This window comes from Streptomyces sp. NPDC002276 (assembly GCF_053891435.1).
This window is the reverse complement of sequence record NZ_JBSFCQ010000023.1, coordinates 51419-74481: the sequence shown is the minus strand read 5'-3', so window position 1 is coordinate 74481 and position 23063 is coordinate 51419. Positions and strand designations below refer to the sequence as shown.

Annotated in this window: 30 protein-coding genes; 9 read left to right on the top strand and 21 right to left on the bottom strand. The window is 69.2% G+C overall.

Going from position 1 to position 23063, the window contains the following annotated elements:
• Nucleotides 1-37: 37 nt before the first annotated feature.
• Together ACWIHT_RS40345 and ACWIHT_RS40340 are read right to left on the bottom strand one after the other, a co-directional pair.
• A complete protein-coding gene (locus ACWIHT_RS40345) occupies nucleotides 38-991 on the bottom strand; it encodes an asparaginase (RefSeq protein ID WP_456173538.1) in 954 nt (317 codons plus the stop codon).
• Between the two features lie 21 nt (nucleotides 992-1012).
• Complete coding sequence (locus ACWIHT_RS40340; protein WP_456173537.1) at nucleotides 1013-1615, bottom strand: RsiG family protein; 603 nt, start codon at nucleotides 1613-1615, stop codon at nucleotides 1013-1015.
• 160 nt (nucleotides 1616-1775) lie between these two features.
• Here ACWIHT_RS40340 and dtd point away from each other — a divergent pair, with 160 nt between their 5' ends.
• A complete protein-coding gene (dtd, locus tag ACWIHT_RS40335; protein WP_456173536.1) occupies nucleotides 1776-2201 on the top strand; it encodes a D-aminoacyl-tRNA deacylase in 426 nt (141 codons plus the stop codon).
• Nucleotides 2202-2233: 32 nt separating this feature from the next.
• On the opposite strand, the gene ygfZ is transcribed toward dtd, so the two are convergent.
• The 6 genes from ygfZ to ACWIHT_RS40305 all read right to left on the bottom strand — a co-directional run bounded on the left by ygfZ (nucleotide 2234) and on the right by ACWIHT_RS40305 (nucleotide 6983).
• Entirely contained in the window at nucleotides 2234-3199 is a 966-nt protein-coding gene (gene ygfZ, locus ACWIHT_RS40330; RefSeq protein ID WP_456173535.1) for a CAF17-like 4Fe-4S cluster assembly/insertion protein YgfZ, read from the bottom strand.
• A 10-nt stretch (nucleotides 3200-3209) separates the two neighbouring features.
• Nucleotides 3210-3683 carry a Fur family transcriptional regulator gene (locus ACWIHT_RS40325; protein ID WP_456173534.1) on the bottom strand — a complete coding sequence of 158 codons (474 nt, stop codon included), beginning with the start codon at nucleotides 3681-3683 and terminating at the stop codon, nucleotides 3210-3212.
• Between the two features lie 16 nt (nucleotides 3684-3699).
• On the bottom strand, nucleotides 3700-4275 hold the full coding sequence (locus ACWIHT_RS40320; protein WP_456173533.1) for an FABP family protein: 576 nt from the start codon (nucleotides 4273-4275) through the stop codon (nucleotides 3700-3702).
• A gap of 217 nt (nucleotides 4276-4492) precedes the next feature.
• Nucleotides 4493-5446: a hypothetical protein gene (locus tag ACWIHT_RS40315; RefSeq protein ID WP_456173532.1), complete on the bottom strand. Its 954-nt coding sequence runs from the start codon at nucleotides 5444-5446 to the stop codon at nucleotides 4493-4495.
• Complete coding sequence (locus ACWIHT_RS40310; RefSeq protein ID WP_456173531.1) at nucleotides 5443-6288, bottom strand: hypothetical protein; 846 nt, start codon at nucleotides 6286-6288, stop codon at nucleotides 5443-5445. Before ACWIHT_RS40310 ends, ACWIHT_RS40315 begins: the two co-directional genes overlap by 4 nt.
• The gene (locus tag ACWIHT_RS40305; protein ID WP_456173530.1) at nucleotides 6285-6983 is read right to left on the bottom strand and encodes a hypothetical protein; all 699 of its coding nucleotides are present in this window, start codon (nucleotides 6981-6983) and stop codon (nucleotides 6285-6287) included. Before ACWIHT_RS40305 ends, ACWIHT_RS40310 begins: the two co-directional genes overlap by 4 nt.
• 198 nt (nucleotides 6984-7181) lie before the next feature.
• On the opposite strand from ACWIHT_RS40305, the gene ACWIHT_RS40300 reads away from it, so the two are divergent.
• On the top strand, nucleotides 7182-7544 hold the full coding sequence (locus tag ACWIHT_RS40300) for a DsrE family protein (RefSeq protein ID WP_456173529.1): 363 nt from the start codon (nucleotides 7182-7184) through the stop codon (nucleotides 7542-7544).
• A gap of 78 nt (nucleotides 7545-7622) precedes the next feature.
• Nucleotides 7623-8189, top strand: coding sequence for a Uma2 family endonuclease (locus ACWIHT_RS40295; RefSeq protein WP_456173528.1), 567 nt, complete (start codon nucleotides 7623-7625; stop codon nucleotides 8187-8189).
• Between the two features lie 26 nt (nucleotides 8190-8215).
• Here ACWIHT_RS40295 and ACWIHT_RS40290 read toward each other — a convergent pair whose 3' ends face one another.
• A complete protein-coding gene (locus ACWIHT_RS40290) occupies nucleotides 8216-8425 on the bottom strand; it encodes a DUF397 domain-containing protein (RefSeq protein ID WP_456173527.1) in 210 nt (69 codons plus the stop codon).
• Nucleotides 8407-9249, bottom strand: a complete 843-nt coding sequence (locus tag ACWIHT_RS40285) for a helix-turn-helix domain-containing protein (protein ID WP_456173526.1) — start codon at nucleotides 9247-9249, stop codon at nucleotides 8407-8409. The genes ACWIHT_RS40290 and ACWIHT_RS40285 overlap by 19 nt, the downstream gene beginning before the upstream one ends.
• Nucleotides 9250-9418: 169 nt before the next feature.
• Here ACWIHT_RS40285 and ACWIHT_RS40280 point away from each other — a divergent pair, with 169 nt between their 5' ends.
• The gene (locus ACWIHT_RS40280) at nucleotides 9419-9784 is read left to right on the top strand and encodes a hypothetical protein (protein ID WP_456173525.1); all 366 of its coding nucleotides are present in this window, start codon (nucleotides 9419-9421) and stop codon (nucleotides 9782-9784) included.
• Nucleotides 9781-10026: a hypothetical protein gene (locus ACWIHT_RS40275; protein ID WP_456173524.1), complete on the top strand. Its 246-nt coding sequence runs from the start codon at nucleotides 9781-9783 to the stop codon at nucleotides 10024-10026. Before ACWIHT_RS40280 ends, ACWIHT_RS40275 begins: the two co-directional genes overlap by 4 nt.
• Here ACWIHT_RS40275 and ACWIHT_RS40270 read toward each other — a convergent pair.
• Nucleotides 10010-10636 (bottom strand): TetR/AcrR family transcriptional regulator C-terminal ligand-binding domain-containing protein, encoded by a 627-nt coding sequence (locus tag ACWIHT_RS40270; RefSeq protein ID WP_456173523.1) that lies wholly within the window; start codon nucleotides 10634-10636, stop codon nucleotides 10010-10012. The genes ACWIHT_RS40275 and ACWIHT_RS40270 overlap by 17 nt on opposite strands.
• 117 nt (nucleotides 10637-10753) lie before the next feature.
• Between ACWIHT_RS40270 and ACWIHT_RS40265 the strand changes: the two genes are divergently transcribed.
• Nucleotides 10754-11788: an aldo/keto reductase gene (locus ACWIHT_RS40265; protein ID WP_456173522.1), complete on the top strand. Its 1035-nt coding sequence runs from the start codon at nucleotides 10754-10756 to the stop codon at nucleotides 11786-11788.
• Here the strand turns inward: ACWIHT_RS40265 and ACWIHT_RS40260 are convergent.
• The 9 genes from ACWIHT_RS40260 to ACWIHT_RS40220 form a co-directional block, all read right to left on the bottom strand.
• Nucleotides 11769-12155: a VOC family protein gene (locus ACWIHT_RS40260; protein WP_456173521.1), complete on the bottom strand. Its 387-nt coding sequence runs from the start codon at nucleotides 12153-12155 to the stop codon at nucleotides 11769-11771. The genes ACWIHT_RS40265 and ACWIHT_RS40260 overlap by 20 nt on opposite strands.
• A gap of 10 nt (nucleotides 12156-12165) precedes the next feature.
• Nucleotides 12166-12495 (bottom strand): DUF3099 domain-containing protein, encoded by a 330-nt coding sequence (locus ACWIHT_RS40255; protein ID WP_456173519.1) that lies wholly within the window; start codon nucleotides 12493-12495, stop codon nucleotides 12166-12168.
• 19 nt (nucleotides 12496-12514) lie between these two features.
• A complete protein-coding gene (locus tag ACWIHT_RS40250) occupies nucleotides 12515-12802 on the bottom strand; it encodes a DUF1416 domain-containing protein (RefSeq protein ID WP_019064558.1) in 288 nt (95 codons plus the stop codon).
• Nucleotides 12803-12862: 60 nt separating this feature from the next.
• Nucleotides 12863-13702, bottom strand: a complete 840-nt coding sequence (locus ACWIHT_RS40245; RefSeq protein WP_456173518.1) for a sulfurtransferase — start codon at nucleotides 13700-13702, stop codon at nucleotides 12863-12865.
• Between the two features lie 112 nt (nucleotides 13703-13814).
• A complete protein-coding gene (locus tag ACWIHT_RS40240) occupies nucleotides 13815-13895 on the bottom strand; it encodes a putative leader peptide (RefSeq protein WP_353963781.1) in 81 nt (26 codons plus the stop codon).
• A 218-nt stretch (nucleotides 13896-14113) separates the two neighbouring features.
• A complete protein-coding gene (locus ACWIHT_RS40235) occupies nucleotides 14114-14854 on the bottom strand; it encodes an LmeA family phospholipid-binding protein (protein WP_456173517.1) in 741 nt (246 codons plus the stop codon).
• Nucleotides 14855-15186: 332 nt separating this feature from the next.
• On the bottom strand, nucleotides 15187-16305 hold the full coding sequence (locus tag ACWIHT_RS40230) for a hypothetical protein (protein WP_456173516.1): 1119 nt from the start codon (nucleotides 16303-16305) through the stop codon (nucleotides 15187-15189).
• Between the two features lie 8 nt (nucleotides 16306-16313).
• Nucleotides 16314-16568, bottom strand: a complete 255-nt coding sequence (locus ACWIHT_RS40225) for a MoaD/ThiS family protein (protein WP_456173515.1) — start codon at nucleotides 16566-16568, stop codon at nucleotides 16314-16316.
• 37 nt (nucleotides 16569-16605) lie between these two features.
• Nucleotides 16606-17490 (bottom strand): alpha/beta hydrolase, encoded by an 885-nt coding sequence (locus tag ACWIHT_RS40220; protein WP_456173514.1) that lies wholly within the window; start codon nucleotides 17488-17490, stop codon nucleotides 16606-16608.
• A 193-nt stretch (nucleotides 17491-17683) separates the two neighbouring features.
• On the opposite strand from ACWIHT_RS40220, the gene ACWIHT_RS40215 reads away from it, so the two are divergent.
• Together ACWIHT_RS40215 and ACWIHT_RS40210 are read left to right on the top strand one after the other, a co-directional pair.
• The gene (locus ACWIHT_RS40215) at nucleotides 17684-18493 is read left to right on the top strand and encodes a winged helix-turn-helix transcriptional regulator (RefSeq protein ID WP_456173513.1); all 810 of its coding nucleotides are present in this window, start codon (nucleotides 17684-17686) and stop codon (nucleotides 18491-18493) included.
• A 148-nt stretch (nucleotides 18494-18641) separates the two neighbouring features.
• A complete protein-coding gene (locus ACWIHT_RS40210) occupies nucleotides 18642-19667 on the top strand; it encodes a LacI family DNA-binding transcriptional regulator (protein ID WP_456173512.1) in 1026 nt (341 codons plus the stop codon).
• Nucleotides 19668-19694: 27 nt separating this feature from the next.
• On the opposite strand, the gene ACWIHT_RS40205 is transcribed toward ACWIHT_RS40210, so the two are convergent.
• Nucleotides 19695-21452, bottom strand: coding sequence for a trypsin-like serine protease (locus ACWIHT_RS40205; protein ID WP_456173511.1), 1758 nt, complete (start codon nucleotides 21450-21452; stop codon nucleotides 19695-19697).
• 354 nt (nucleotides 21453-21806) lie between these two features.
• Between ACWIHT_RS40205 and ACWIHT_RS40200 the strand changes: the two genes are divergently transcribed.
• Nucleotides 21807-23054: a S1C family serine protease gene (locus ACWIHT_RS40200; protein ID WP_456173510.1), complete on the top strand. Its 1248-nt coding sequence runs from the start codon at nucleotides 21807-21809 to the stop codon at nucleotides 23052-23054.
• Nucleotides 23055-23063: the final 9 nt, after the last annotated feature.

The window sequence follows — 23063 nt, the reverse complement described above, 5'->3', positions numbered from 1 at the left end:
CTCCCCCAGAGGGGGGACCCCCAACGGGCTGAAAAGCCTAGAAGGCCGCGCGGATCTCCCCCACCGCACGGCCCCCTCCCAGCACTGCGACCTTGCCGAAGTCCGGCACCCGTACGCCCATCAGGTCCAGCGCGCGGCCCAGTACGGGTCGTAGCGCCCGGCCCGTCCCGTCGTCCACCTTGAAGGCGAGGGCCCGGCCGTCCGGCAGGGCGACCGCCTGGACAGCCTCCGCGCCCATCTTCGACAGCAGGCCCGGTACCGCGCGCATCAGGTGGGTGTCGGGGCGGCGGGTGCCGGCGACGTACTCGGGGTGGGCGCGCATCGCGTCGGCGACCCGGCGTTCCGGGGTGGCGGGGGCGGCCAGGACGAAGGAGCGGAACGCGCGGGCCAGGCCGGTGAGGGTGATCGCCAGGAGCGGGGCGCCGCAGCCGTCCATGCCTACGGCCGCCACCCGCTCGCCCGCCGCTTCTTCCACAACCCTGTGGATAAGTTTCTGGAGTGGGTGGTCCGGGTCGAGGTACGAGTCAAGCGGCCAGCCTCGCAGCGCGCTCGCCGCCAGCATCGCGGTGTGTTTGCCGGAGCAGTTCATGGCGATCCGGTCGCGTACGGCGCCCGAGGCGAGGTACGTCTCCTGCTCGACGGGGTCGAGGGGGAGGTCCGGCGGGCACTGCAACTGGCCCGCGTCCAGGCCGTGTTCGGCGAGAAGTCGGCGTACTAGGTCTCTGTGGAAGAGTTCGCCGGAGTGGCTCGCGGCGGCGAGGGCGAGGCGTTCGCCGGTGAGGTCGAGGCCCGCGTGCAGGACTCCGGCCGCCTGCATGGGCTTGTTGGAGGAGCGGGGGAAGACGGGGGTGGCCGTGGCGCCCAGGGAGAGTTCCACCGAGCCGTCCCGCGCCAGTATCACCAGGCTGCCCCGGTGGCGGCTCTCGACGAAACCGGAGCGGACCACCTCGGCGAGCACCGGGGGTGCCACAGCGGAACCTTCAGCCGTCACTTCGGGCACCCCTCACGCGAGTCACACGAGCAGGTCGTCCACCTGCGCCTCACCTTCACGGTACCTGCGAGCGATCTCCGCGCTACAGCCGTCGGCCGTGTGTTGGAGGACCTGACGGCGCCGGGACACCTGCTGTTCGTACCGTACGAGGCGGCCCATCGCGGTGGTCAGTTCGACGTCGGTGCGGGCCTCCAGGTCGGACAGTTCGACCTCGGCGAGCATCTCGGCGGCCAGCAGCCGGTACTCCTCGCTGTGCGGGGTGCCGAGCGTGACGTGCCGGGCCGAGGAACGGTGGCGGGCGGGCGCGTCGGTGAGGATCTCCGACAGACGGTCGACCACGGAGGCCGCGCCCGCCGGGGATCGGCGGGCCAGTTCGGCGCGCAGGATGTCGATACGGCCCTGGAGGAGCCGTCGTACGTAGCTCAGGTCGGCCTCGTCGCGCTGGGCGTCGCGGCGCAGCGCGCGCAGTTCCGGGAGGCGCAGTGCGGTCAGGTCGGGTGCGTCCGGTTCGGCGGGCAGCAGCGGGCTGTCGACGCGCTGCACGGGCGGGCGGCGCGTGGCCGGTGCTCCCGTGCGGATCAGCGAGACAGTCCCGGGGGGCTGCCCGGTACTCGGTGTGCTCATGTGCCTCTACCCGTCCCCTCGACCGGCGTGGTGACAGCATCGTGCCACCCCAAGTGGCCGCTATGTGACCGAGTGCCCCCGAACGGCCCCAGATGGGGGGTTAAGGAACAAAAATAGGCCCGCCGGAGGTCGTTCCCGTCCGCACGGCATCATGGGGTCCATGCGAGCAGTGGTGCAGCGGGTGGACGGCGCGAGCGTCGTGGTCGAGGGCGAGACGGTCGGGGCGATCGAGGGCGAGGGACTGTGCGTCCTCGTCGGGGTCACCCACGAGGACACCAAGGAGAAAGCGGCCCAACTGGCCCGCAAACTCTGGTCGATCCGCATGCTGCACGACGAGAAGTCGTGCAGTGATGTTGATGCGCCTCTGCTCGTCATCAGCCAGTTCACGCTGTACGGCGACGCCCGCAAGGGCCGCCGCCCCACCTGGAACGCCGCCGCTCCCGGAGACATCGCCGAGCCGCTCGTCGACGAGGTCGTGGCCCAACTCCGCGCCCTGGGCGCCACGGTGGCGACGGGCCGCTTCGGCGCGCAGATGCGCGTCGCGCTGACGAACGACGGCCCGTTCACGGTCGTGGTCGACCTCTAGGCCCTACGACTCCTAGCGCCCTACGACTACTACTAGGGCTCTACGACTACTTCCTGGGCCGCCGCCGTCGAGTCGGCCAGCAGGGGCGCGTCCAGGGGCACGTTCCGCTTCACCAGGGCCAGGGCGATCGGCCCGAGTTCGTGGTGCCGTACGGAGGTGGTGATGAAGCCGATCTTCCGGCCGTCCTCCCCGTCCCCCGCGAGCCTCAACTCCGTGCCGTGGCCCGGGAGATGGACCTCGCTGCCGTCGAGGTGGAGGAAGACGAGGCGGCGCGGGGGCTTGCCGAGGTTCTGGACGCGGGCGACCGTCTCCTGCCCCCGGTAGCAGCCCTTCTGGAGATGAACTGCCGTGCCGATCCAGCCCAGTTCGTGCGGGATGGTGCGGTGGTCGGTCTCGAAACCGAGGCGGGGGCGGTGGTGTTCGACGCGCAGCGCCTCGTAGGCGAGGAGTCCGGCCGGCGGGCCCGCCTTCTCGGCGTACGACTCCAGGTCGGCGCGCGGGAGGAAGAGGTCGCGGCCGTACGCTGTCTCGCGTACGACGACGCCGTCGGGGACCGGGGCGATGGACCCGGCGGGGAGGTGGACGACCGCGAACTCCCCTGTCCGGTCGGCGACTTCGACGCGGTAGAAGAACTTCATCGACTCCAGGTAGGCGATCAGCGCGTCCTGGGTGTCGGGTTCGGTGTGCATCCACACCGTGGTGCCGTCGTCGACGAGGTACAGGGCGTGCTCGATGTGGCCGTGCGCGGAGAGGATCAGCGCCTCGGTGGCGACGCCCACGGGGAGGTCGGTGACGTGCTGGGTGAGCAGGAGGTGCAGCCAGCTCAGCCGGTCGTCGCCGGTGACGGCGACCACACCGCGGTGCGAGAGGTCCACGAAACCGGTGCCGTCGGCGAGGGCGCGCTGCTCGCGGAACAGATCGCCGTAGTGGGCGGCGACGCCTTCGTCCACTCCTTCGGCGGAGACGGCGCCGGGCAGGGACAGCAGGGGACTCTTCATACGGGTAAGCCTACGACTCGGTAATCGAAGACTCGGTCGAAGTCTCGCCGTTCGCGTTCCCGCCCGCGCAGTCCTTGCAGCGGCCGAAGATCGCGAAGTGCTTCATGTCGGTCTCGAAGCCGAAGGTGTCGCGCAGCTTGGCCCGGAACTCGGCGGCGACCTCGACATCGGCCTCGATGACGTTCGTGCAGTCGCGGCAGACGAGGTGTATGTGGTGGTGCCGGTCGGCGAGGTGGTACGTCGGCGCCCCGTGCCCGAGGTGGGCGTGGCTGACCAGCTGGAGCTCTTCGAGCAGCTCCAGGGTCCGGTACACGGTGGAGATGTTGACCCCCGACGCCGTCTTCCTCACCTCGATGAGGATGTCGTCGGGGGTCGCGTGCTCCAGGGTGTCCACGGCTTCGAGCACGAGCTGCCGCTGCGGAGTCAGCCGGTAACCGCGCTGCCGCAGATCACTCTTCCAGTCAGTGCCTTGGGTGCTCACCACACCCACGAGTCTAGGCCTACTTGAAGAAAGCGATTCCGTCGTCCGGCATGTCGTCCGGGAGGGCCTTCGCCCAGCGTTCGACGTCCTCGGGGGTGACGACCTTCTTCAGGTGGGCGGACATGTAGGGGCGGAGTTCGACCTCGGGGGTCTGCTTCTCGCCGACCCACATGAGGTCGCTCTTGACGTAGCCGTAGAGGCGCTTGCCGCCGGTGTAGGGGCCGGAGGCGGCGGTGCGGGCGACGGCGTCCGTGACGATGTCGATCTGGGGTTTCTGTTTGGCCAGTTCGCCATACCAGATCTCGACGACTCCGTCGTCCCTGGTCATCGTGACCTCGACCTTGCGGTCCGCGTCGATGCGCCAGAAGCCGGACTCGGTCTCCAGGGGGCGGATCTTGTTGCCGTCGTTGTCCAGGACCCAGGTGTGGGAGCGGTACTCCAGGAAGTCGCGGCCGTCGTGCGTGAAGGAGACCTCCTGGCCGAAGTTGCACTTCTCGGAGCCCGGGAAGTCGTGCACGCCCGCGCCTGCCCACTCGCCGAGCAGGAAGACGAGGGGGACCAGGTCTTTGTGGAGGTCGGAGGGGATCTCGATCATGACGTCAGCAGTTCCTCGGTGGGGGTCAGCGCTGGCCCTGGTACAGCTTCTTCACGGTCAGCCCGGCGAAGGCGAGGACGCCGACGCAGACCAGGACCAGCAGGGTTTCGAAGAAGATCTCCACGGGTGCTCCTTGAGCGATGCGCGTAATCAGGGCCGGGCCCCAGCTTAGTCGGCCGGGGCCCGGTGCTCTCTGCGAGGTACGGCTGTGCGGGTATCAGCCGAGCAGCTGGCTCTGTAGGGCGATGGTCTGGAGGAACGGGATCTTCTTCGCGGCGCCCTTGCGGGACTGGACGACCAGCGCGAGGGTGTCGCCCGCCGAGAGGTAGGCCTGGCGGACGTCCTCGGCGCCGTACGGCTTGTCCTCGGTGTACGCCGAGGCCTTGACGTTGCCGTCGAGGATCTCCGACTTGACCGCGTCGTCGTAGGTGGTGGCGGGGGCGGCGGCCAGGGCGTAGACCGGGGTGTCGTAGGAGATCAGGTCCGGTGAGAACAGTTCGTCGGCCACGGCCGCCGAGTCGAACTGGAGCAGATAGATCCGGGTGTGCGTGCCGTCCGGGGTGGTCCAGCCGCGTGCGGCGATGTGCCGCAGGCCGTCGTCGGTGAGCTTCTGGCCGAGTTCCTTGCGGTCGTCCGGGTCGGCGTACTGCGCGAGGAAGCTCTTCGCCGGCAACCACCCGTCCGTGCCCCGCAGCGTCGCGTCGGCCTTCGCGCCCTTCGGCGCAGGCAGCAGCAGCGCGCGCTGGTCCGCGTAGTGGGCGTTCGCCTTGTTGTCCGTGGCGAACGGTCCCGGGCTGCCCGAGGGCAGGGGCGGCCTGGTGATCTCCGGGTAGTCCCAGCGCCCGTCGGACGCGGTCGCGAGACCGGGTACGTCCGTCCGCTTCATCTGCGTGATCCCGTACGCCGTCCCCGTCCCGGCCACCGCGAACACCACGACGGCGGCGGTCCAGCGCAGAACGGCCCGCAGAACCCGCCGTTCCTTGCGCACGGGAGGAGCGGCGAGGGGGGCGAGGAGGTCGACGGGGGCGACGGGGGCGACGGGAAGGGGCTCGGTCTGGGTCTCCGTCGCCGGAGGAGTCGCCGGAGGCGTGGGCGGGGGCGTGGGCAGGGGCGTGGGCTCCTCCGGAAGTTCCGTCGGAGGCAGGGGTGTTGGGTGGTGTTCGTTGGTCATACCGCTGTCCCCGTCGTCTTGATGCGGTTGAGTTGTCCGGCGAGGAAGGCCGCGATGCCCTTCTTGTCCATGGAGTTGGTGCCGGACGAGTCGACGGTGATCAGGACGTCGCCCACGTTGGCGAAGCAGCGCAGTTCGTCGAGTTTCTCGTCGTCCGCGCGGGTCGGCAGGAAGCACCGTGCTTCCTTGTGGCCGGGGACGGTCGGGCCCTTGCGGAACGTGTCCGGGGTGTTGTCGAGGAGTTCGTTCTCGTACGTGGCGATGGTCCGCGCCGCCTTCTCGTCCATCTGGGCCAACTGGACCTCGATGGTGTAGGCGTTGGAGTCCTCGGACGCCTGGTAGGCGTAGCTGCGCATCGCGATGCCCTTGATCTGCTCCTTGTCGATCTGCTTCTCCAGCAGCAGCCGCTCGGAGCGGGGCAGCCCGCTGATCGCCTGCTTGCGCAGCGCCGTGGCCTCGCGCCCGCTCAGCTGGACGTCCGCGCCGAACTCCGCGATGTCGGGGCCGCGTTCGTACGAGTAGTCGTACGGCTGGAGCATCGCCGCAAGCCCCTTCGCCGGCGCGGCCTTCCGTTCCGCCCGGGACTTGGGGAACTTCCACACGGGCGCCCCCGCGTCCCGGTCCGCGCCGTTCACGGTGACGGCCGTGTAGCCGACCCCGCCGACGACCGCCACGGCGAGCAGGGCACAGCCGACGACCGCGGCGACACGGCCCAGCCGGGCGCGCTTCCTCCTCGCGGCCTCGGCGTCGACTCCGGTCCCGGGCACGGGAGTTGACGCCAGCACCTCGGTCGGCCCTTCCGGCTCCACCGGTCCGACCTCACCGAACTGGTTCTCCGTCACAGCCGCTCCATCTGCCGCTTGGCCAGGTCCATGATCTTCGCCTTGGTGATCGGCTTGGAGTCGTTGACCCAGATCTCCATGTAGATGTCGCCGCGGTACGCGTGCGCCTCGGCGCTGTACCCGTCGTGGTCCGCGTGGTGGACGTACGCCTTCCCGTCCGCCGTACCGGGCACGGTCCAGCTGTCGGTGTCGGGCTCTACGTCGGCATAGGAGAACGCGCCCTTCATGGCGTCCATGGCACCGAGCGTGTCCTCCTGGCGGTACTGCACCAGGTAGATGTCCACCTCCCGCGAGCCCTCCGACCAGTCGGTGACGGCCACGCGCCGGAACTCCGCACTGTGCTCGTAGGCGAATTCCCCGTCGGGCTCCGTGTACGTCTCCGAGTAACTGGCCAGGTCCATCCAGCCGTCGACGCCCAGCGGAATGAGCGTCCCGGTGGCCCCGCTCGGCTTCTTCAGCAGCAGTTTGCGCAGGTCACCGTCCGTCTTGACCCTACGGTCCTGCGCGGCCGACAGCGGCTCGGGCGCCGGGCCCTTCGCCTGCGTCAGCGTCGACTGCGAGAGCGAGGGCAGCTTGTCGGGTGCGCGGTCCGCCTGCACGAGGTAACCCGTGCAGGTTCCGGCGACCACACCGAGTACGGCGGCTACGGCGATCAGGAGTGTGGTGCGGCCACGGCGGCGCGGCGGCCGGGGCACCAATTCGGTTGAGTCCTCGGGTACTTCAAGTACTTCAGGTACTTCCGAGACTGTTTCTTCGGGTATTTCTGGTACTTCTGGTACTTCTGGTACTTCCACAACGTCCCCCACGGAACCTGGCATGCGCATTCCATATGCGCGCACAGGAGACTCGTGGCCGTTGCAGGGAGTTGTAAGGAAGTTGATTACGATTCGGTCATGTCGAAGAAGCTCGTGATCAAGGTGACCGCGGGGGCCGACGCCCCCGAACGCTGCTCACAGGCGTTCACGGTGGCGGCGGTGGCCGTCGCCAGCGGGGTCGACGTCTCCCTGTGGCTGACCGGCGAGTCCGCGTGGTTCGCACTGCCGGGCCGCGCCGCCGAGTTCCAACTCCCGCACGCCGCACCGCTCCCCGACCTGATCGACTCGATCCTCGCCGCGGGCCGCGTGACGTTGTGCACGCAGTGCGCGGCCCGCCGGGACATCACGGAGAAGGACGTGCTGGAGGGCGTACGGATCGCGGGGGCACAGGTGTTCGTACAGGAAGCGCTGGGAGACGGGACGCAGGCGCTGGTCTACTGAACGAATGCCTGATGTGCCTGTGGGAGACTCACGACAGCAGGACCGGGCTCGCCCGCAGTTTCGTTCAGGAGGCACCTCATGGCTGCTGAGATGGTCGCCCCGGCATGGATGCATGAGCAGGTCACCGCGGAACAGTACGACTCCTGGTCAAAGGAGCAGTGCGCGGGCATCGAGATCGTGGACGGGATGATCGTAGTGAGCCCGAGTGCGTCCAAGCGCCACAATCGTCTGGCGCGGCTTCTGGCGAACGCGCTCGACGAGGCCGCTGGTGCGGAATGGAACGCCGATACGGACTTCGACGTGCGGCTGCAAGATGTTCCGCTGACCAATCGTCGTCCGGATGTGGTGGTGTACCGCGCGGACACCATCGATCTCACGCCCACCCGTCCCGAGCATGTACTGCTGGTCGTCGAGGTGGTCTCGCCGGGTTCGGAGACCACGGACCGGGTGGTGAAGGTGGACCAGTACGCCAGGGCGGGCATCGCTTTCTACTGGCGGATCGAGCAGGCGGCCACGGGCGTGCCCTTGGCATACACCTACGTTCTCGATCCGGCCGCCAGGGTCTACCGGGACGCGGGCGTGTTCACCGGCATCGTCAAGGTGACGGCGCCGTTCCCGCTGGAGGTCGACCTCAGCCGGATCTGAACGGGCCGGCCTACGGGTTCCGAGGGTCAGCGGTCGAGTTCCCCACGCTTGACGGCCCCGACGAAGTCCGACCACGTACCCGCCTCGAAAAGGAGGACGCCCCAGCCGATGTCCTTGCTGTCACGGACGGGGACGAGGGCGGGGAGGTTGGGGGCGAACTCGACGCACTGGCCGCCGTCCGTGTTGCTGTAGCTGCTCTTGCGCCACGTCACGCTGCTCAGGTCGATGGCTCGCACGGCACTTCCTCCAACATCCGCAGGATGAACGATCGCGACTCGGCCGGAGATAGCGCCAGGTCGCGTACCGCATCATATGCACGCTGGAGCCGCTCAACCCGTTCGGTTTCTTCGATCAGTTCGCCACGTACATCGTTCTCCGTGTAGGCCACGGTACGACCGTCGGACAGCCTCAGGAACATGGTGTCGGTGTTCGTCAGGCCGTGTAGTCCGGTACCGAACGGCAACACGTGGATCGTGACGTCCGGGCGCTCAGCGACCTCCGCGAGGAACCTCAACTGCTCACTCCAGGACCGCTTGTCGCGCAGCGCCAGACGCAGGACCGCTTCGGACATGATGGTGCGGAACGGCGGCGCGTCATGACCCTCCAGCAACTTTCGTCGCCGAACTCGCGCTTCGACTTGCTGCTCTAGCTCTTCGCCCTGGAGCCCACCCGCCGCAAGGGCTTCGCGAACATACCCGTCCGTCTGGAGCAGACCTGGCGGGGCGCTCACCGCGTAGTGCCACAGGCTCGCCGCCTCGGCCTCCAGCATCATGTAGCGCCGGTACTGCTCCTTGAACTGTGTCGGGTCGCCAACTGCCAGCTCCCACAAGATGAGCAGCAGGGCCCCCGTTCCGTAGTACTGGTCCAGCGCCTGCACGACCTCGGGCCCGCCCAACGTGCCCCCTCGCTCCATCTTTCCGAACAGCGACGCATCCCACCCCACCGCCCTCATCAAGTCCCGCAGGGTCAAGCCCCGTTCGCTCCTCAGTCGCCGCAACTCCTCGGCGAACCGCTTCCTGGGCTCATGGCTCATCTCCGTGACCACCAGCCGTTGCGGCATTACGACCTCCTGTGGAATTTGTGGAATTTGGCGCGCCCTGTACGGAAGTTGAGCCCGTTGGCGCTGCTTTGGCCTCCGACGTGGGTCATCCTCGTAACACCCGCGAATGCACAGAGTAGTTCAACTGTCGCATTCTGTATGGAAGTTACACAAAAAGGAGGAGGAGCCGATGGAAACCGGAGCGCTGCTGTACGACCCGGCCACCGACAAGGTCGGCGAGTACCAGGACAAGTCGGGGCCCTACGCCCTGCTCCGCCCCGTCGGCGGTGGGCGCGAGTGGCAGGCCGACCCCGCCTCGCTGCGACCGGCCACGGACGCAGAGCGGCTCAGCGCCGAGGTCCGTGCCGTGAACGCCCGTGCGCGGACCGACGTGCCGTTCTTCGTCGCCATCCCGCCCCGGCCCGTCGCCGACTGCCCCACCTGCACGGAACTGGCCGGGCTCCGGGCCACCGCCCGCACGGAACAGGACTACAGCGCCGAGACCGACGCGAATGTCCTGCTCCGCAAGCACCAGATCGAGGCCCACCCCGGATGAACCGCCCGCTCCCGCATCAACTGATCCAGGTACTCCCGGTCCAGACGCTCCCGCCCCCGCTCATGCCGGCCGTAGATCCCCCGGAACCACCACCGGCCGCACCCGAACCGCAGACACCCCCCACCCGCCGCCGACGACGGTTCCGCGCACCCCGGGCCCTCCGCGACGACGCCTTCTGGTCCGGCGCGCTCACCGCGCTCTGCATCGGCGGCCTGCTGATGGCGATCATCGCGACGGCTTGATCCGCACGTACGCTCCCGCACGCGCCGCCGCCGCCGCGGCCTCGGCGGCCCGGTCCGCGGCGGCTTCGTCGAGGCGGTCGCCGGTGGTCAGCAGGCGATAGTAGAGCGGGGCGGAGACAGCGCGGACGACCTCGCGGACATCGGTGCCCTCGGGCAACTCGCCCCGGTCGACGGCCTGTTGGACGCAGGGTGCCCATTCCTCGACGCGGATGTCGTAGAAGCGGTGCAGGGCCTCGGCCGTCTTCGCCTCGCAGGTGGCGGCGGCGATCACCGCCTTGAACAGCGCTCCTTGCCGCGGGTCGGCCAGGGTGCGCCGCACGAGCCGGGCGTTGGCCTTGAGGTCACCGAGCAGCGAGCCCGTCTCGGTACGCGGGAGTGACTGCTCGGCCATGTCCAGCAGCAGATCGGCGACCAGGCCGGTCACCGTTCCCCAGCGGCGGTAGACGGTGGTCTTGCCGACCTCGGCACGGCGCGCGACGTCGGCGAGGTCCAGGTGTGCGAAGCCGTGCTCGGCCAAGGCGTCTCCGGCCGCCCGCAGCACCGCCGTACGCACCCGTGCCGTACGCCCTCCGGGACGGACGGTCCCGGGATCCGCACCATCGAACGCCATAACGGGACTCCGGTTTCGTTAATCGCTCACGCCTGCTACGTTGACCCCCACACTAATGGAACTCTAGAACCATTAGCCAAGTCGGCGGTGAGAGTCGACGGCGAGAGAGGAACAGCCATGGAATACAGGCGGCTGGGCGCATCCGGCCTCAAGGTCCCCGCACTGAGCTTCGGCGCCGGAACTTTCGGCGGGCGGGGGCCGCTGTTCGGCGCCTGGGGCACCACCGACGCACAAGAGGCACGCCGTCTCGTGGACATCTGCCTCGACGCCGGGATCACGATGTTCGACACCGCCGACGTCTATTCCGGCGGCGCCTCCGAGGAGGTGCTGGGCGCGGCGATCAAGGGCCGCAGGGACCAGGTGATCGTGTCCACCAAGGCCGGCCTGCCGATGGGCGACGGCCCGGGCGACGCGGGCTCCTCCCGCTCGCGCCTGATCACCGCGTGCGAAAACGCGTTGCGCCGGCTCGGCACCGATCACATCGACCTGTTCCAGCCGCACGCCTTCGACGCCGGCACGCCGATCGAGGAGGTCCTGTCCGCACTCGACGACCTCGTACGAGCGGGGAAGGTCCGCTACCTCGGCATCTCCAACTTCTCCGGCTGGCAGGCGATGAAGTCCCTCTCGATCGCGGAGAGATACGGCCACCCGCGCTATGCCGCACATCAGGTCTACTACTCCCTCGTCGGCCGGGACTACGAATGGGAGCTGATGCCCCTCGGGCTCGACCAGGGCCTCGGAGCCCTCGTCTGGAGCCCGCTCGGCTGGGGACGGCTCACCGGCAAGATCCGCCGCGGCCAACCACTGCCGGCCGGCAGCCGACTGCACCACACCGCGGACTACGGCCCGCCGGTCGAGGACGAACACCTCTACCGCGTGGTCGACGCCCTCGACGAGATCGCGCGGGAGACCGGCAAGAGCATTCCGCAGATCGCCATCAACTGGCTGCTGCGACGGCCGACCGTCTCCTCCGTCATCATCGGCGCCCGCGACGAGGAGCAGCTCCGCCAGAACCTCGGTGCCGTGGGCTGGACGCTCACGCCCGACCAGATGGCGAAACTCGACGCGGCGAGTGCCAGGACGGCGCCCTACCCGTACTTCCCCTACCAACGCCAGGAAGGCTTCGCCCGCCTCAACCCACCGGTGGTGTAGGCCGCCAGAGGCAGAACGGGTGCCCCGAGGGGTCCAGCAGGACCCGTACGTCGTCCTGCGGCTGGTGGGCGTGGAGCGTGGCGCCCAGGCCCAGGGCCCGCTCGACCTCGGCCTCCAGGTCGTCGACCTCGATGTCGAGGTGCAGCATCATCTGCTGCTCGCCGGGGTTGCGGGTGGGCCACACGGGCGGGACGTACTCCGGCTCGGTCTGGAAGGAGAGGCCGGTGCCGCCGTCGGGCGGGCCGATCAGGACCCAGTCGGGTTCCTCGGCCCGGACGACGTAGCCGAGGAGGCGGAGATAGAAGCCGGCCAGCTCGTGCGCGTCGTACGCGTCGAGCACCACGGTGGACAGTCTCGTAGGCGACATGCCTGCCTTCCTACTGGCGCCGCTTCTTGCCGTCCAGCTCGTCCCACCACTCGTCGGACTTCGGGTCACCGGACGGGTCGTCCCACCAACGGTCGTCCGGGCCACGGCGGTTGGCGACCATCGCGGCGACGGGCGGGATCACCATCGCGACCACACACATGCCGACGGCCACGGGCACCGACCAGATCCGCACGACTCCCCAGGCCAGGACGAAGAGTCCGATGCAGATGCCCATCATGACGAAGTAGGTGCGACGGCGGCGTGCCAGCATGTTTCCAGGGTAGGCCTGGGCACGCGAAAGGGCCGCACCCAGGAAAAGGTGCGGCCCCTCAGCGGTCATCAGCGGTCGGCTGTCGCGATCAGACCGCGATCGCCACCTCCGCCAGCCCGCCCGTCTGGGCGACGACCGTGCGGTCGGCGGTGGCGCCCGGAACGAGGGCGCGGACGGTCCAGGTGCCTTCGGCCGCGTAGAAGCGGAACTGGCCCGTGGCGGAGGTCGGGACCTCCGCGGTGAACTCGCCGGTCGAGTCCAGGAGACGGACGTAGCCCGTCACCGGCTCGCCGTTGCGCGTCACCTGGCCCTGGATGGTGGTCTCACCGGGCTTGATCGTCGAGGCGTCGGGGCCGCCGGCCTTCGCTCCACACATGGTCTGTCCTTACGGGTTAGGGCTTGGGGCTTGGGGCTTGGGGCTTGGGCTTGGTCGGGCTTACTTGTTGGCGCCCAGCTCGATCGGGACGCCGACCAGGGAGCCGTACTCGGTCCACGAGCCGTCGTAGTTCTTGACGTTCTCGACACCGAGCAGCTCGTGCAGCACGAACCAGGTCAGGGCCGAGCGCTCGCCGATACGGCAGTACGCGATGGTGTCCTTGGCGAGGTCGACCTGCTCCTCGGCGTAGAGCTCCTTCAGCTCGTCGTCCGACTTGAAGGTGCCGTCGTCGTTGGCGTTCTTCGACCACGGGATGTTGCGGGCGGACGGGACGTGACCCGGGCGCTGCGACTGCTCCTGCGGGAGGTGGGCCGGGGCGAGCAGCTTGCCGGAGAACTCGTCGGGCGACCGGACGTCGACCAGGTTCTGCGCGCCGATCGCGGCCACGACGTCGTCGCGGAACGCGCGGATCGCCGTGTTCTGCGGCTTCGCCTTGTAGTCGGTGGCGGGACGCGCGGGGACCTCTTCCACCAGCTCGCGGGCGTCCAGCTCCCACTTCTTACGGCCGCCGTCGAGCAGCTTGACGCTGTCGTGGCCGTAGAGCTTGAAGTACCAGTACGCGTACGAGGCGAACCAGTTGTTGTTGCCGCCGTAGAGGATCACCAGCGTGTCGTTGCCGATGCCCTTGGCCGAGAGGAGCTTCTCGAAGCCCTCCTGGTCGATGAAGTCACGGCGTACCGGGTCCTGGAGGTCCTTGGTCCAGTCGATCCGGATGGCGTTGCGGATGTGGTTCTTCTCGTACGCGGACGTGTCCTCGTCGACCTCGACGATGGCGATGTCCGCGTTGTCGAGGTTGGCCTCGACCCAGTCGGCGTCGACCAGGACGTCACTGCGGCTCATGCTTTTCTCCTCCGGGGCAGTTACGGCGGTGCGGTGCGTGAGAGAGGGGTGCGCGCTCGCGCGGGTGCCCTGGCATACGGGCACGGGGGAAGACGGAAGCCTGCGCTTCCGCTCAGAAAGTGCGACAGAGCATGGCGGCGACGCGGCACAGGTCCACTGCCCGCCGCTTCGTGAGATCCGCCTGTTGCCTCATAGGGTCGATCGTAGGGACGGACGACGGGGCATGTCACCGGTGTGTCGTATTTTGAGACGCGATCGTCCGTGATGTGAGATCAGCGGGCGGGCGGCGGCCCCGTCACCGGGAATCCGCGCGCCCTTCGCCGTTACGGCAACTGCCGTACGGACACTGCCGTCTCGCTCCTCGGACAGCCGCCGTCCGCCGGACCTCGTCCGTCCTACCCGGCGTGCGTCCTACCCGGCCAGCCTGACGTTCGAACCCTTCACCTTGATCTCCACACCGTTCTTCGCGGCCTGCACACTGTCGAGCTTCACACCGCCCGGCAGCTGGTCGATCGTCTGCTGGAAGTCGGTGATCGAACGGATCCGGGAGTCGGCGAGGTCGACGACCAGCTTGGGCAGGTTGTCGGCGTGCACCTTCACGGTGTCGCCGTCCACGGTCACCGTGCTGAGCACCGGATACGTCGTCTCCTGGCCGCCGACTGAGATCTTGACGTCGACCTTGATCTTGCCGTCACCGCCGTCGGAGAGGTTGACGACCTGGGCGTCGACCCCGGTGAAGATGTTCGTCGGCTCGGACTTGGCCGCCTTGAGCAGCTGGTCGTAGGCGATGCTCGCGGAGCCGGTAGCGCTGGCCGCGGTCGCGGTGCTGTAGCCGTTGGAGAACTTGACGTCCTTCATGTCGGCCTTGAGATCGTCGATCCGGATCGTGGAGGTCCCGGCGCCGGTCGTGTTCGCCGTCGTCGCCTCGTAGGTCTTGATGCCCAGCTCCACGTCGTCCAGCTCACCGGAGGCGACCTGGGTCAGAAAGGGAAAGCCCTTGATGGAGACGTCGGGGGTGGAGGCGAGGTTCTCGCTCGTCTTCACCTTGCCCGCGGCCTCGTCCTGCGCGAAGTAGACCGCGACCCGGTCCACCACGACAAACAAAACACCCAGAATCACCACTACGGTCAGAAGTATTCGTAGCCCACGCATTTACGGTGTTCCCCCACCTGGCTGTCATCGACGAAAGACGAAAAGCGGTTCAACGACCTTGTGGCCGCGAATCGCGAGCGTAGTCCCGCGAGATGCGTGCAGCAGGAAATTGTCGATCACCTGTGACACGGGGCGTGTTTATGTCAGCGCACGCCCCAGTACGTAGACCACCGGGGCCACCGCGACCGCACCGAGCAACGCACCCTTCGCACCGATGCCGGTCATCCCGCCGGCGGCGGCGAGCAGAGAGACGACCACCGACGCCACGGTCGGCAACGGCAACGCGCAAGCCAGGATCGCTACCGCCACCGCCGCTGTGACACGCGGCGCGATCACACCAGCGCGCGGCCCAGTACGTAGACCGCCGGGGCCGCCGCGGCGAGCGGGAGGGCCACACCCGCCGTGAAGTGGACGAAGCGGGACGGGTAGTCGTAGCTCGCCACCCGGTGACCGATCAGCGCGCAACCCGCCGCGACCGCGCCCAGCAACGCGCCCTTCGCGCCCAGGCCAGTCGCCCCGCCGACCGCGATGCCCGCACCAGCGGCGGCGAGGAGCGAGACGACGACCGACGCCACGGTCGGGAGCGGGAGCGCGCGGGCCAGGATCGCTACCGCGACCGCCGCCGCGCCGACGGTGACCGCGTCCGGGTCGGCCGCGAGGTGGCCGGTCGCGACGATGGCCAGGGCCGCCGAGGCGACCGTCGCCATCAGGCTCGTGATGCGGGTGTCCGGGTCGGCGTGCGAGCGCAGCTGCATCACGAGGGAGAGCAGGACCCAGACGCCGAGGGTGCCGAGGATCGCGGCGGGGCCGTTGTCCCGGCCGGCCGCCAGCAGGGCCACGTCCGCGACGAGCGCGCCCGCGAAGGCCAGCGCGATGCCCTGCCGCGCGGGCCACATCCCGTTCAGCCGGAACCAGCCCGCGGCCGTGACCGCCTGGAGCACGACGAGCGGCACGACGAGGGCGTACGACCCGATCTGCGCGGTGCCGGAGAGGAGCAGCGCCAGGAGGGCGGTGAGGCCGGCGGGCTGCATCCCGGGTTCGATGATCGGCGAGCGGCCTTCGAGGCGGGCCCGCTGGGCGTCGGTGATGCGGGCGTTCCCGGCGAGGGAGGGCGGGCCGTAGCCGACCGCCTCGTCCGCGGCGGCGGGGGCCGGGGGCGCGGTCACGGGGGCCTGCGCGTAGGAGTCGTAACTCGGCGTCGGCGCCTGGTAGTTCTGCGGCGGGAAGTACGCCAGGTCGGACGCGGAGGGTCTGGACTGCTGGACCTGGGTGTCCCAGGTCTGGCCCTGCCACTGCTGGGTGTACTGCTGGGCCGCCTGCGGGTCCTCGTACGCCTGCTGCTGCCCGGGCCAGGCCTGTGCCTGCTGTTGCTGGGCCTGCTGCGGCTGTTGCTGCTGCTGGGCGTAGGGGTCGTAGCCCTCGCCATAGCCCTCGTACGGCTGGTTGCTCATCGCTTCGCTCATCCTCCTGCGAACGGCGGGAGCACCTCGACCGTGGCGCCCTCGGCCAGCCGTACCGTCTCATGTCCGCGGGTTCCCACGGGGTCACCGTCGACGAGGAAGGAGCATCGCAGCAGTACGCGGGCGAGTTCCCCGGGGTGTCGCTCGCGCACCTCGGCCAGGGCCTCGGCGAGGGTGGCCGCGTCGAACGGCTCCTCGGCGATCCCGGCCGCGGCCTTCGCGGCGGCCCAGTAGCGCACCGTGACCTTTGCCATCCGCTTCCTCAATCGATCGGGGGCTGCAACGGCCAGGCTAACTGTCCTGTGAACCGGCCCAGTGACCGATGCGGGCCAGGAGGTCGTCGGAGGCCGCGTGTTCGGCGTGGCCCATGCCGGGCTCCAGCCAGAGTTCGGCGTGGTCACCGGCGGCTTCGGCCAGCATGCGGGGGTGGTCGAGCGGGAAGTAGCCGTCGATCTCGCCGTGCACGACGAGGAGGGGGGTGGGCGCGATGCGCGGGACCGCCTCGACCGGGGAGAGCGGGACCGGGTCCCAACCGCTGCGCTGGATACGGGTCTTGAGGCCGAGGCGGCCGACCAGGCGGCCCTCGGGGCGGGTCACCAGCCAGTGGAGTTTCCGCATGGGGGCGGTGCCCCGGTAGTACCAGCGGGCCGGCGCACTCACCGAAACCACCGCGTCCGTGTGCGCTTCCGTGCGCCCCCTGCGCCCCTGACCGTCCGCTTCACCCTCCGGGCCGTAGAGCGCCGCGTGCCGCAGCACCACCGAACCGCCCATCGAGAAGCCGACGGTGACCACGCGCGCGTGCCCCTGCTCCCGCGCCCAGGCGACCGCCGCGGCCAGATCGAGGACCTCGCGGTCACCGACGGTGGAGCGTCCGCCGGACTTTCCGTGCCCCCTGAACGAGAACGTGACCACGGCCCCGTACTGGGCGAACGCCTCGACCACCCGGCGCACGTGCGGCTTGTCCACGTCGCCCGTGAAACCGTGCGCGACGACGAACACCAGGTCACCGGAAGGTGGCGGGGAGGCGTCGTATACGGCCACCCCCGGGTCGTATACGGAATCGATCGTCACCCCGTCGTCGGTGTGCAGAAACGTCCGCAAAGGTGTGCGTCTGATCGTCTCAGAGTTCGGACGAACGGTGGATCGTGCCACATGACCTGCCGTACCAGCGCTCATGTGGGCTATTCTGCTGGACAGAGGACTCGGGCAGCGAAGCCCCCGGGTCCTTTTGTGCTTCCGGGAGCGTTGTATACGAAGCGGTACACCACGGGAAACCACAGGTGGCCGCCGGTGATACAGGGCCCTCGGGATCGCAAACGCTGTGCCGCACGACACACGTCCTCGCAGGGACCGAGGAGGAACCAGACTTATGAGTTCTCTGCTGCTCCTGACCAATGCCCTCCAGCCGTCCACGGAGGTGCTTCCGGCCCTCGGCCTGCTACTGCACAACGTGCGTGTGGCACCGGCGGAGGGCCCCGCTCTCGTCGACACCCCCGGTGCCGACGTCATCCTCATCGACGGCCGCCGGGATCTGCCTCAGGTGCGCAGCCTGTGTCAGCTCCTCCGCTCCACCGGACCGGGGTGCCCGCTCATCCTCGTCGTCACCGAGGGCGGCCTCGCCGCCGTCACCGCCGACTGGGGCATCGACGACGTGCTCCTCGACACGGCCGGACCGGCCGAGGTCGAGGCGCGGCTGCGGCTCGCCATGGGCCGCCAGCAGATCGTCAACGACGACTCCCCCATGGAGATCCGCAACGGCGATCTCTCCGTGGACGAGGCGACGTACTCCGCCAAGCTCAAGGGCCGGGTCCTCGACCTGACCTTCAAGGAGTTCGAGCTCCTCAAGTACCTCGCCCAGCACCCGGGCCGCGTCTTCACGCGCGCCCAGCTGCTCCAGGAGGTCTGGGGCTACGACTACTTCGGCGGTACGCGCACGGTCGACGTCCACGTACGACGGCTGCGCGCCAAGCTCGGGCCCGAGCACGAGTCGCTGATCGGGACCGTCCGGAACGTCGGTTATCGATTCGTGACCCCGGAGAAGGGCGAGCGGGGCGACCGCGGCGGCGAGGACGCCAAGCTCAAGGCGAGCGCCGCTCTCGCTGGCGCAAAGCCGGAGGATGCGGACGAGACGGCCGACTCGGCCGCCCTGGACGCGGCCGAGATCCCGGCGCAGGCATAACCCGCGTCCGGGCAGGGCATCGCTTCCGCACAGCTACTCGTCGGTTCTCGTCGGTTCTCGTCGGTTCCGCACGGAGATGCTGTGCGGAAGCGACGAGAAGCTTCGAAACGCCCTGCCCAGGGCCGGTCAATCCGCGTAGACTCCGCGCGTGGCCAAGGTGACTCGGGATGATGTGGCGCGACTGGCGGGTACTTCGACCGCCGTTGTCAGCTATGTCATCAACAACGGACCCCGGCCGGTTGCCCCGGCCACGCGCGAGCGTGTCCTCGCCGCGATCAAGGAACTGGGGTACCGACCGGACCGGGTGGCCCAGGCCATGGCGTCGCGGCGTACGGACCTCATAGGCCTGATCGTGCCGGACGCGCGCCAGCCCTTCTTCGGGGAGATGGCGCACGCGGTCGAACAGGCCGCGTCCGAGCGCGGAAAGATGGTGCTGGTCGGGAACTCCGACTACGTCGCCGAGCGCGAGGTCCACTATCTGCGGGCCTTCCTCGGCATGCGCGTCTCCGGCCTGATCCTCGTCAGCCACGCGCTGAACGACCTCGCCGCCGCCGAGATCGAGGCCTGGGACGCCCGCGTGGTCCTTCTCCACGAACGCCCCGAGGCCATCGACGACGTGGCCGTCGTCACGGACGACCTCGGCGGCGCCCAGCTCGCCGTCCGCCACCTCCTGGAGCACGGCTACGACTACGTGGCCTGTATGGGCGGTACGGCGGACACCCCGGCCGTCGGCGACCCGGTCTCCGACCACGTCGAGGGCTGGCGGCGCGCGATGACCGAGGCCGGTCTGCCCACCGAGGACCGGCTCTTCGAGGCACCGTACAACCGCTACGACGCCTACCAGGTCGCCCTCGGGATCCTCGCCGGGCCCCGGCGGCCGCCCGCGATCTTCTGCTCCACCGACGACCAGGCGATCGGCCTGCTGCGGGCCGCCCGCGAGCTGCGCATCGACGTACCCCGCGAACTCGGCGTGATCGGCTTCGACGACATCAAGGAAGCCGCCCTCGCCGATCCGCCGATGACGACGATCGCTTCCGATCGTCCGGCGATGGCCAGGGCGGCCGTGGACCTCGTGCTCGATGACGGGCTCCGCGTGGCGGGCTCCCGGCGCGAGCGGCTGAAGGTGTTCCCCTCCCGCCTGGTGACCCGGCGGTCCTGCGGCTGCGAAGCCTGACCGGACCGCCGGTTCACAACTGCTCGGTCAGAACAGCAGGTTGTACTGGTTGTAGCCGGTACCCAGCTTGATCCGCGTCCCGAAGAGCGCGGTCGTCGCCTTGTTGGTGCCCGGGTAGAGCCACAGCGTGCCGCCCGAGTCGCGGGTGATGACATCCGCGATGCCGTCTCCGTTGACGTCACCGTTGGAGACGTACGAGGTGAAGTTCCAGCCGGTACGGGCCTGGACGCGGGTCTTCCACGGGGCGTTCTCGACCTGGGTGCCCGCGTAGAGGTACAGGACACCGGAGGAGTTGCGGACCAGGAGGTCGGCGCGGCCGTCGCCCGTCAGGTCTCCGTGGCCGAAGATCTTGACGTTCTTCCACGCCTTGTTGACGACCTTGACCTTGCCGTAGAACTGGCCGTCGCCCTTGCCCGGGTAGAGGTAGACCGAGCCGTCGGCGTCCACCGCGACCAGGTCGGGGCGGGCGTCACCGGTCAGGTCGCCGGGGATCGCGTACGACTTGTAGCCGCCCCACACCGAGCTGATCTGCATCCACGTGAACTCGCCCGTGGAGTGGTCCAGATAGTCGCGGTAGAGGTGGCCGTCCGTCTTGTCGCGGACGATCAGGTCCTGGTAGTAGTCCCGGTCCAGGTCGGCCTGAAGACCCCAACTGGCCGTCTGCCAGCCGCTGCCGAGGTAGGCGCGCTGCGCGAGCGAGGTGCCCTTGCTGTTCTGCTGGAACAGCCCGCCCGAGGGCGTACGGCCCAGGATGTCGGCGCGGCCGTCGTAGGACAGGTCGGTGTCGTCGATGCGCGGCTGGGCCGCCCAGGCGTAGGAGCCGACCTTGGTGAAGACCGGGTAGGCGCCCTTGGCGGTGCAGCCGGCGACGCCCCAGGAGACGATGCCGATGACCTTGTTGCCGACGATCACCGGACCGCCGGAGTCACCGTTGCAGGTGCTGACGGTGCCCGCGTCGGTGCCGGAGGCGGGAGTGCCCGCGCAGAACATCGAGCCCTCGATGAACTCGTCGTCCCCGAGGACCGTCTTCATCGCGCTGTCGCAGGTCGCGTCGTCGACGACCGGCAGCGTGGCCTTCTTCAGGTTCGCCGACAGCTCGGTGCCGGTGCCGGAGGTCAGGCCCCAGCCGTAGACCGTGGCCTTCGCGCCCGGGGTGATGTACCCGAGGTCGTTCAGGTACGCGAGCCGCATCCACTGCTGGTCCAGGGGACGGTCCAGGGTGAGGACGGCGATGTCGTTCTGGGCCGTGGTGGCGTTGAAGCGCGGGTGGCTCCACTGGTGCAGGACGCCGGTGACCGTGCCGGACGTGTCGTCGTAGAGACCGGTCGCACCGGCCAGGACGGCACCGTTCTTCGTCCAGTCCAGGCCCGCGACGCAGTGCGCGGCGGTGAGGACCTTGTTCGGGGCGACCAGGGTGCCGCCGCAGAAGTAGCCGTCGCCGCTCGTGTCGTCGTAGTAGGCGAGCTGGACCATCCAGGGCGCGCTGGAGATCGTGGTCTCCGTGCCGCCGATGATGTACGGCGTCTTGGTCGCCGTCTTCTTGGCGGTCGCCTGGGTGCGGGCCGCGTCGACGACGCGGGAGCGCAGTTCCTTGTCGGAGGCGACGGGCTGCGGCAGCCCCGCCTGGGCGGCGGCAGCGGCGGCGGACGGCAGTCCGGGCGGGCCGTCGGCGGCGGTGGCGGGCTGGGCCGCGAGAACGCCGGCGCAGCTCAGCGCCAGCGCGAGGGCGGCGGCCGGGAGCGCCGTGATGGGGCGTCTCAGACGGCCGCGCAGGGCACGTATCACTCGGGACTCCTGTGGTGGGTGTCGTAGTGGGCCCGAGAAGGGCGTACGACGCGACCACGCAGGACCGACGACATGCTTTCCGTGAGCTTTCGGTGACGGCGCATGTACCGGCTCTGTTCGCGGAGCCCCCCTCCGGCCCGGAGATCGTAGGCCTCAGCTGTCACCTCGCACACCTGTCCCACAGGGCTCACACAAGTATTCGTCCGGTCCGTGCCGTGTCCTCACTCCCCCGCAACCTCCCGTTTCCCCGAGTTTCCGGGCCTCCGGCGTCTTTATATCGGGCATACGAGGTTCTGTCGGGCTTCTCAGCGGGGACTCAGGTACCTCTCATGATCGCGCGACAGTCTCTTTTCCATGACCGAGAGCTTCCGCCGCAGCGGCGAGTACGAGACCCCCCAGGGCGACCAGCCGCAGGCGTACCCCCAGCAGCAGCACGCCTCTTCTCCCGTGAACCCGGAGTGGCCGCCCCCGCCGGCGTATCAGCCGCAGCCGGTGCAGTCCGCTCAGCCCGCTCAGCCTTTTGAGCCGGCTCAGCCTCAGCAGCCGGTCACCGTCGAGCCGGGTACGACGGTGTGGCCGGGCGGCCAGACGCCCGCCCCCTCGCCCGCCCCGCAGGCCGCGTTCGGCGCGGACGGCTACGGCGGTTCCGGTGGCGGCGGTGGCGACACGGCTCTCCTCACCCCCGTCCAGGCGGAAGCTCCCAAGCCCAAGAAGCGGAACCGCGGCCCGATCGCGCTGCTCGCCGCCGTGGCGATCGTCGCCGCGGCCGTCGGCGGCGGCACGGCCTACGCCTTCCAGCAGCTGACCGGCAAGGACACCGTCGCCACGTCCAGCACCACCACGGCGGTCGTGCCCTCCAGCAAGAAGGGCGACGTCGCGACCATCGCCGCGACCGTCAGCCCGAGCGTGGTCGAGGTCGAGGCCACCCTCAGCAACGGCACCTCCACCGGTGCGGGCGTGATCATCACGACCGACGGCCAGATCGTCACCAACAACCACGTCATCTCCGGCGCCACGTCCGTCAAGGTCAAGACGAGCGACGGCAAGTCGTACACCGCGAAGGTCGTCGGCACCGACAGCAAGAAGGACCTCGCGCTCCTCCAGCTGGCGAACGCCTCCGGTCTGAAGGCGGCCACCCTCGGCAACTCCGACGGCATCCAGATAGGCGACACGGTCGTCGCGATCGGCTCCCCCGAGGGCCTCACCGGCACGGTCACCAGCGGCATCGTCTCCGCCCTGAACCGTGACGTGACCGTCTCGACCGACGAGAGCCGGAGCCAGGGTTCGGGCTCGGGTTCGGGCGGCAGCGGCCAGTGGCCGTTCCAGTTCGGCGGCCAGCAGTTCAACGGCGACACGGGCTCGTCGACCACGACGTACAAGGCCATCCAGACCGACGCGTCCCTCAACCCCGGCAACTCCGGCGGCGCCCTGATCGACGCGAACGGCGACATCATCGGCATCAACTCCGCGATGTACTCGTCGAGTTCGGACTCCTCGTCCTCCTCGTCCGAGGCCGGAAGCATCGGCATCGGCTTCGCCATCCCGATCAACACCGTCAAGGCGGACCTGGCTTCGCTGCGAGCGGGCGGTTCCGACAGCTGAGTCCGTAGT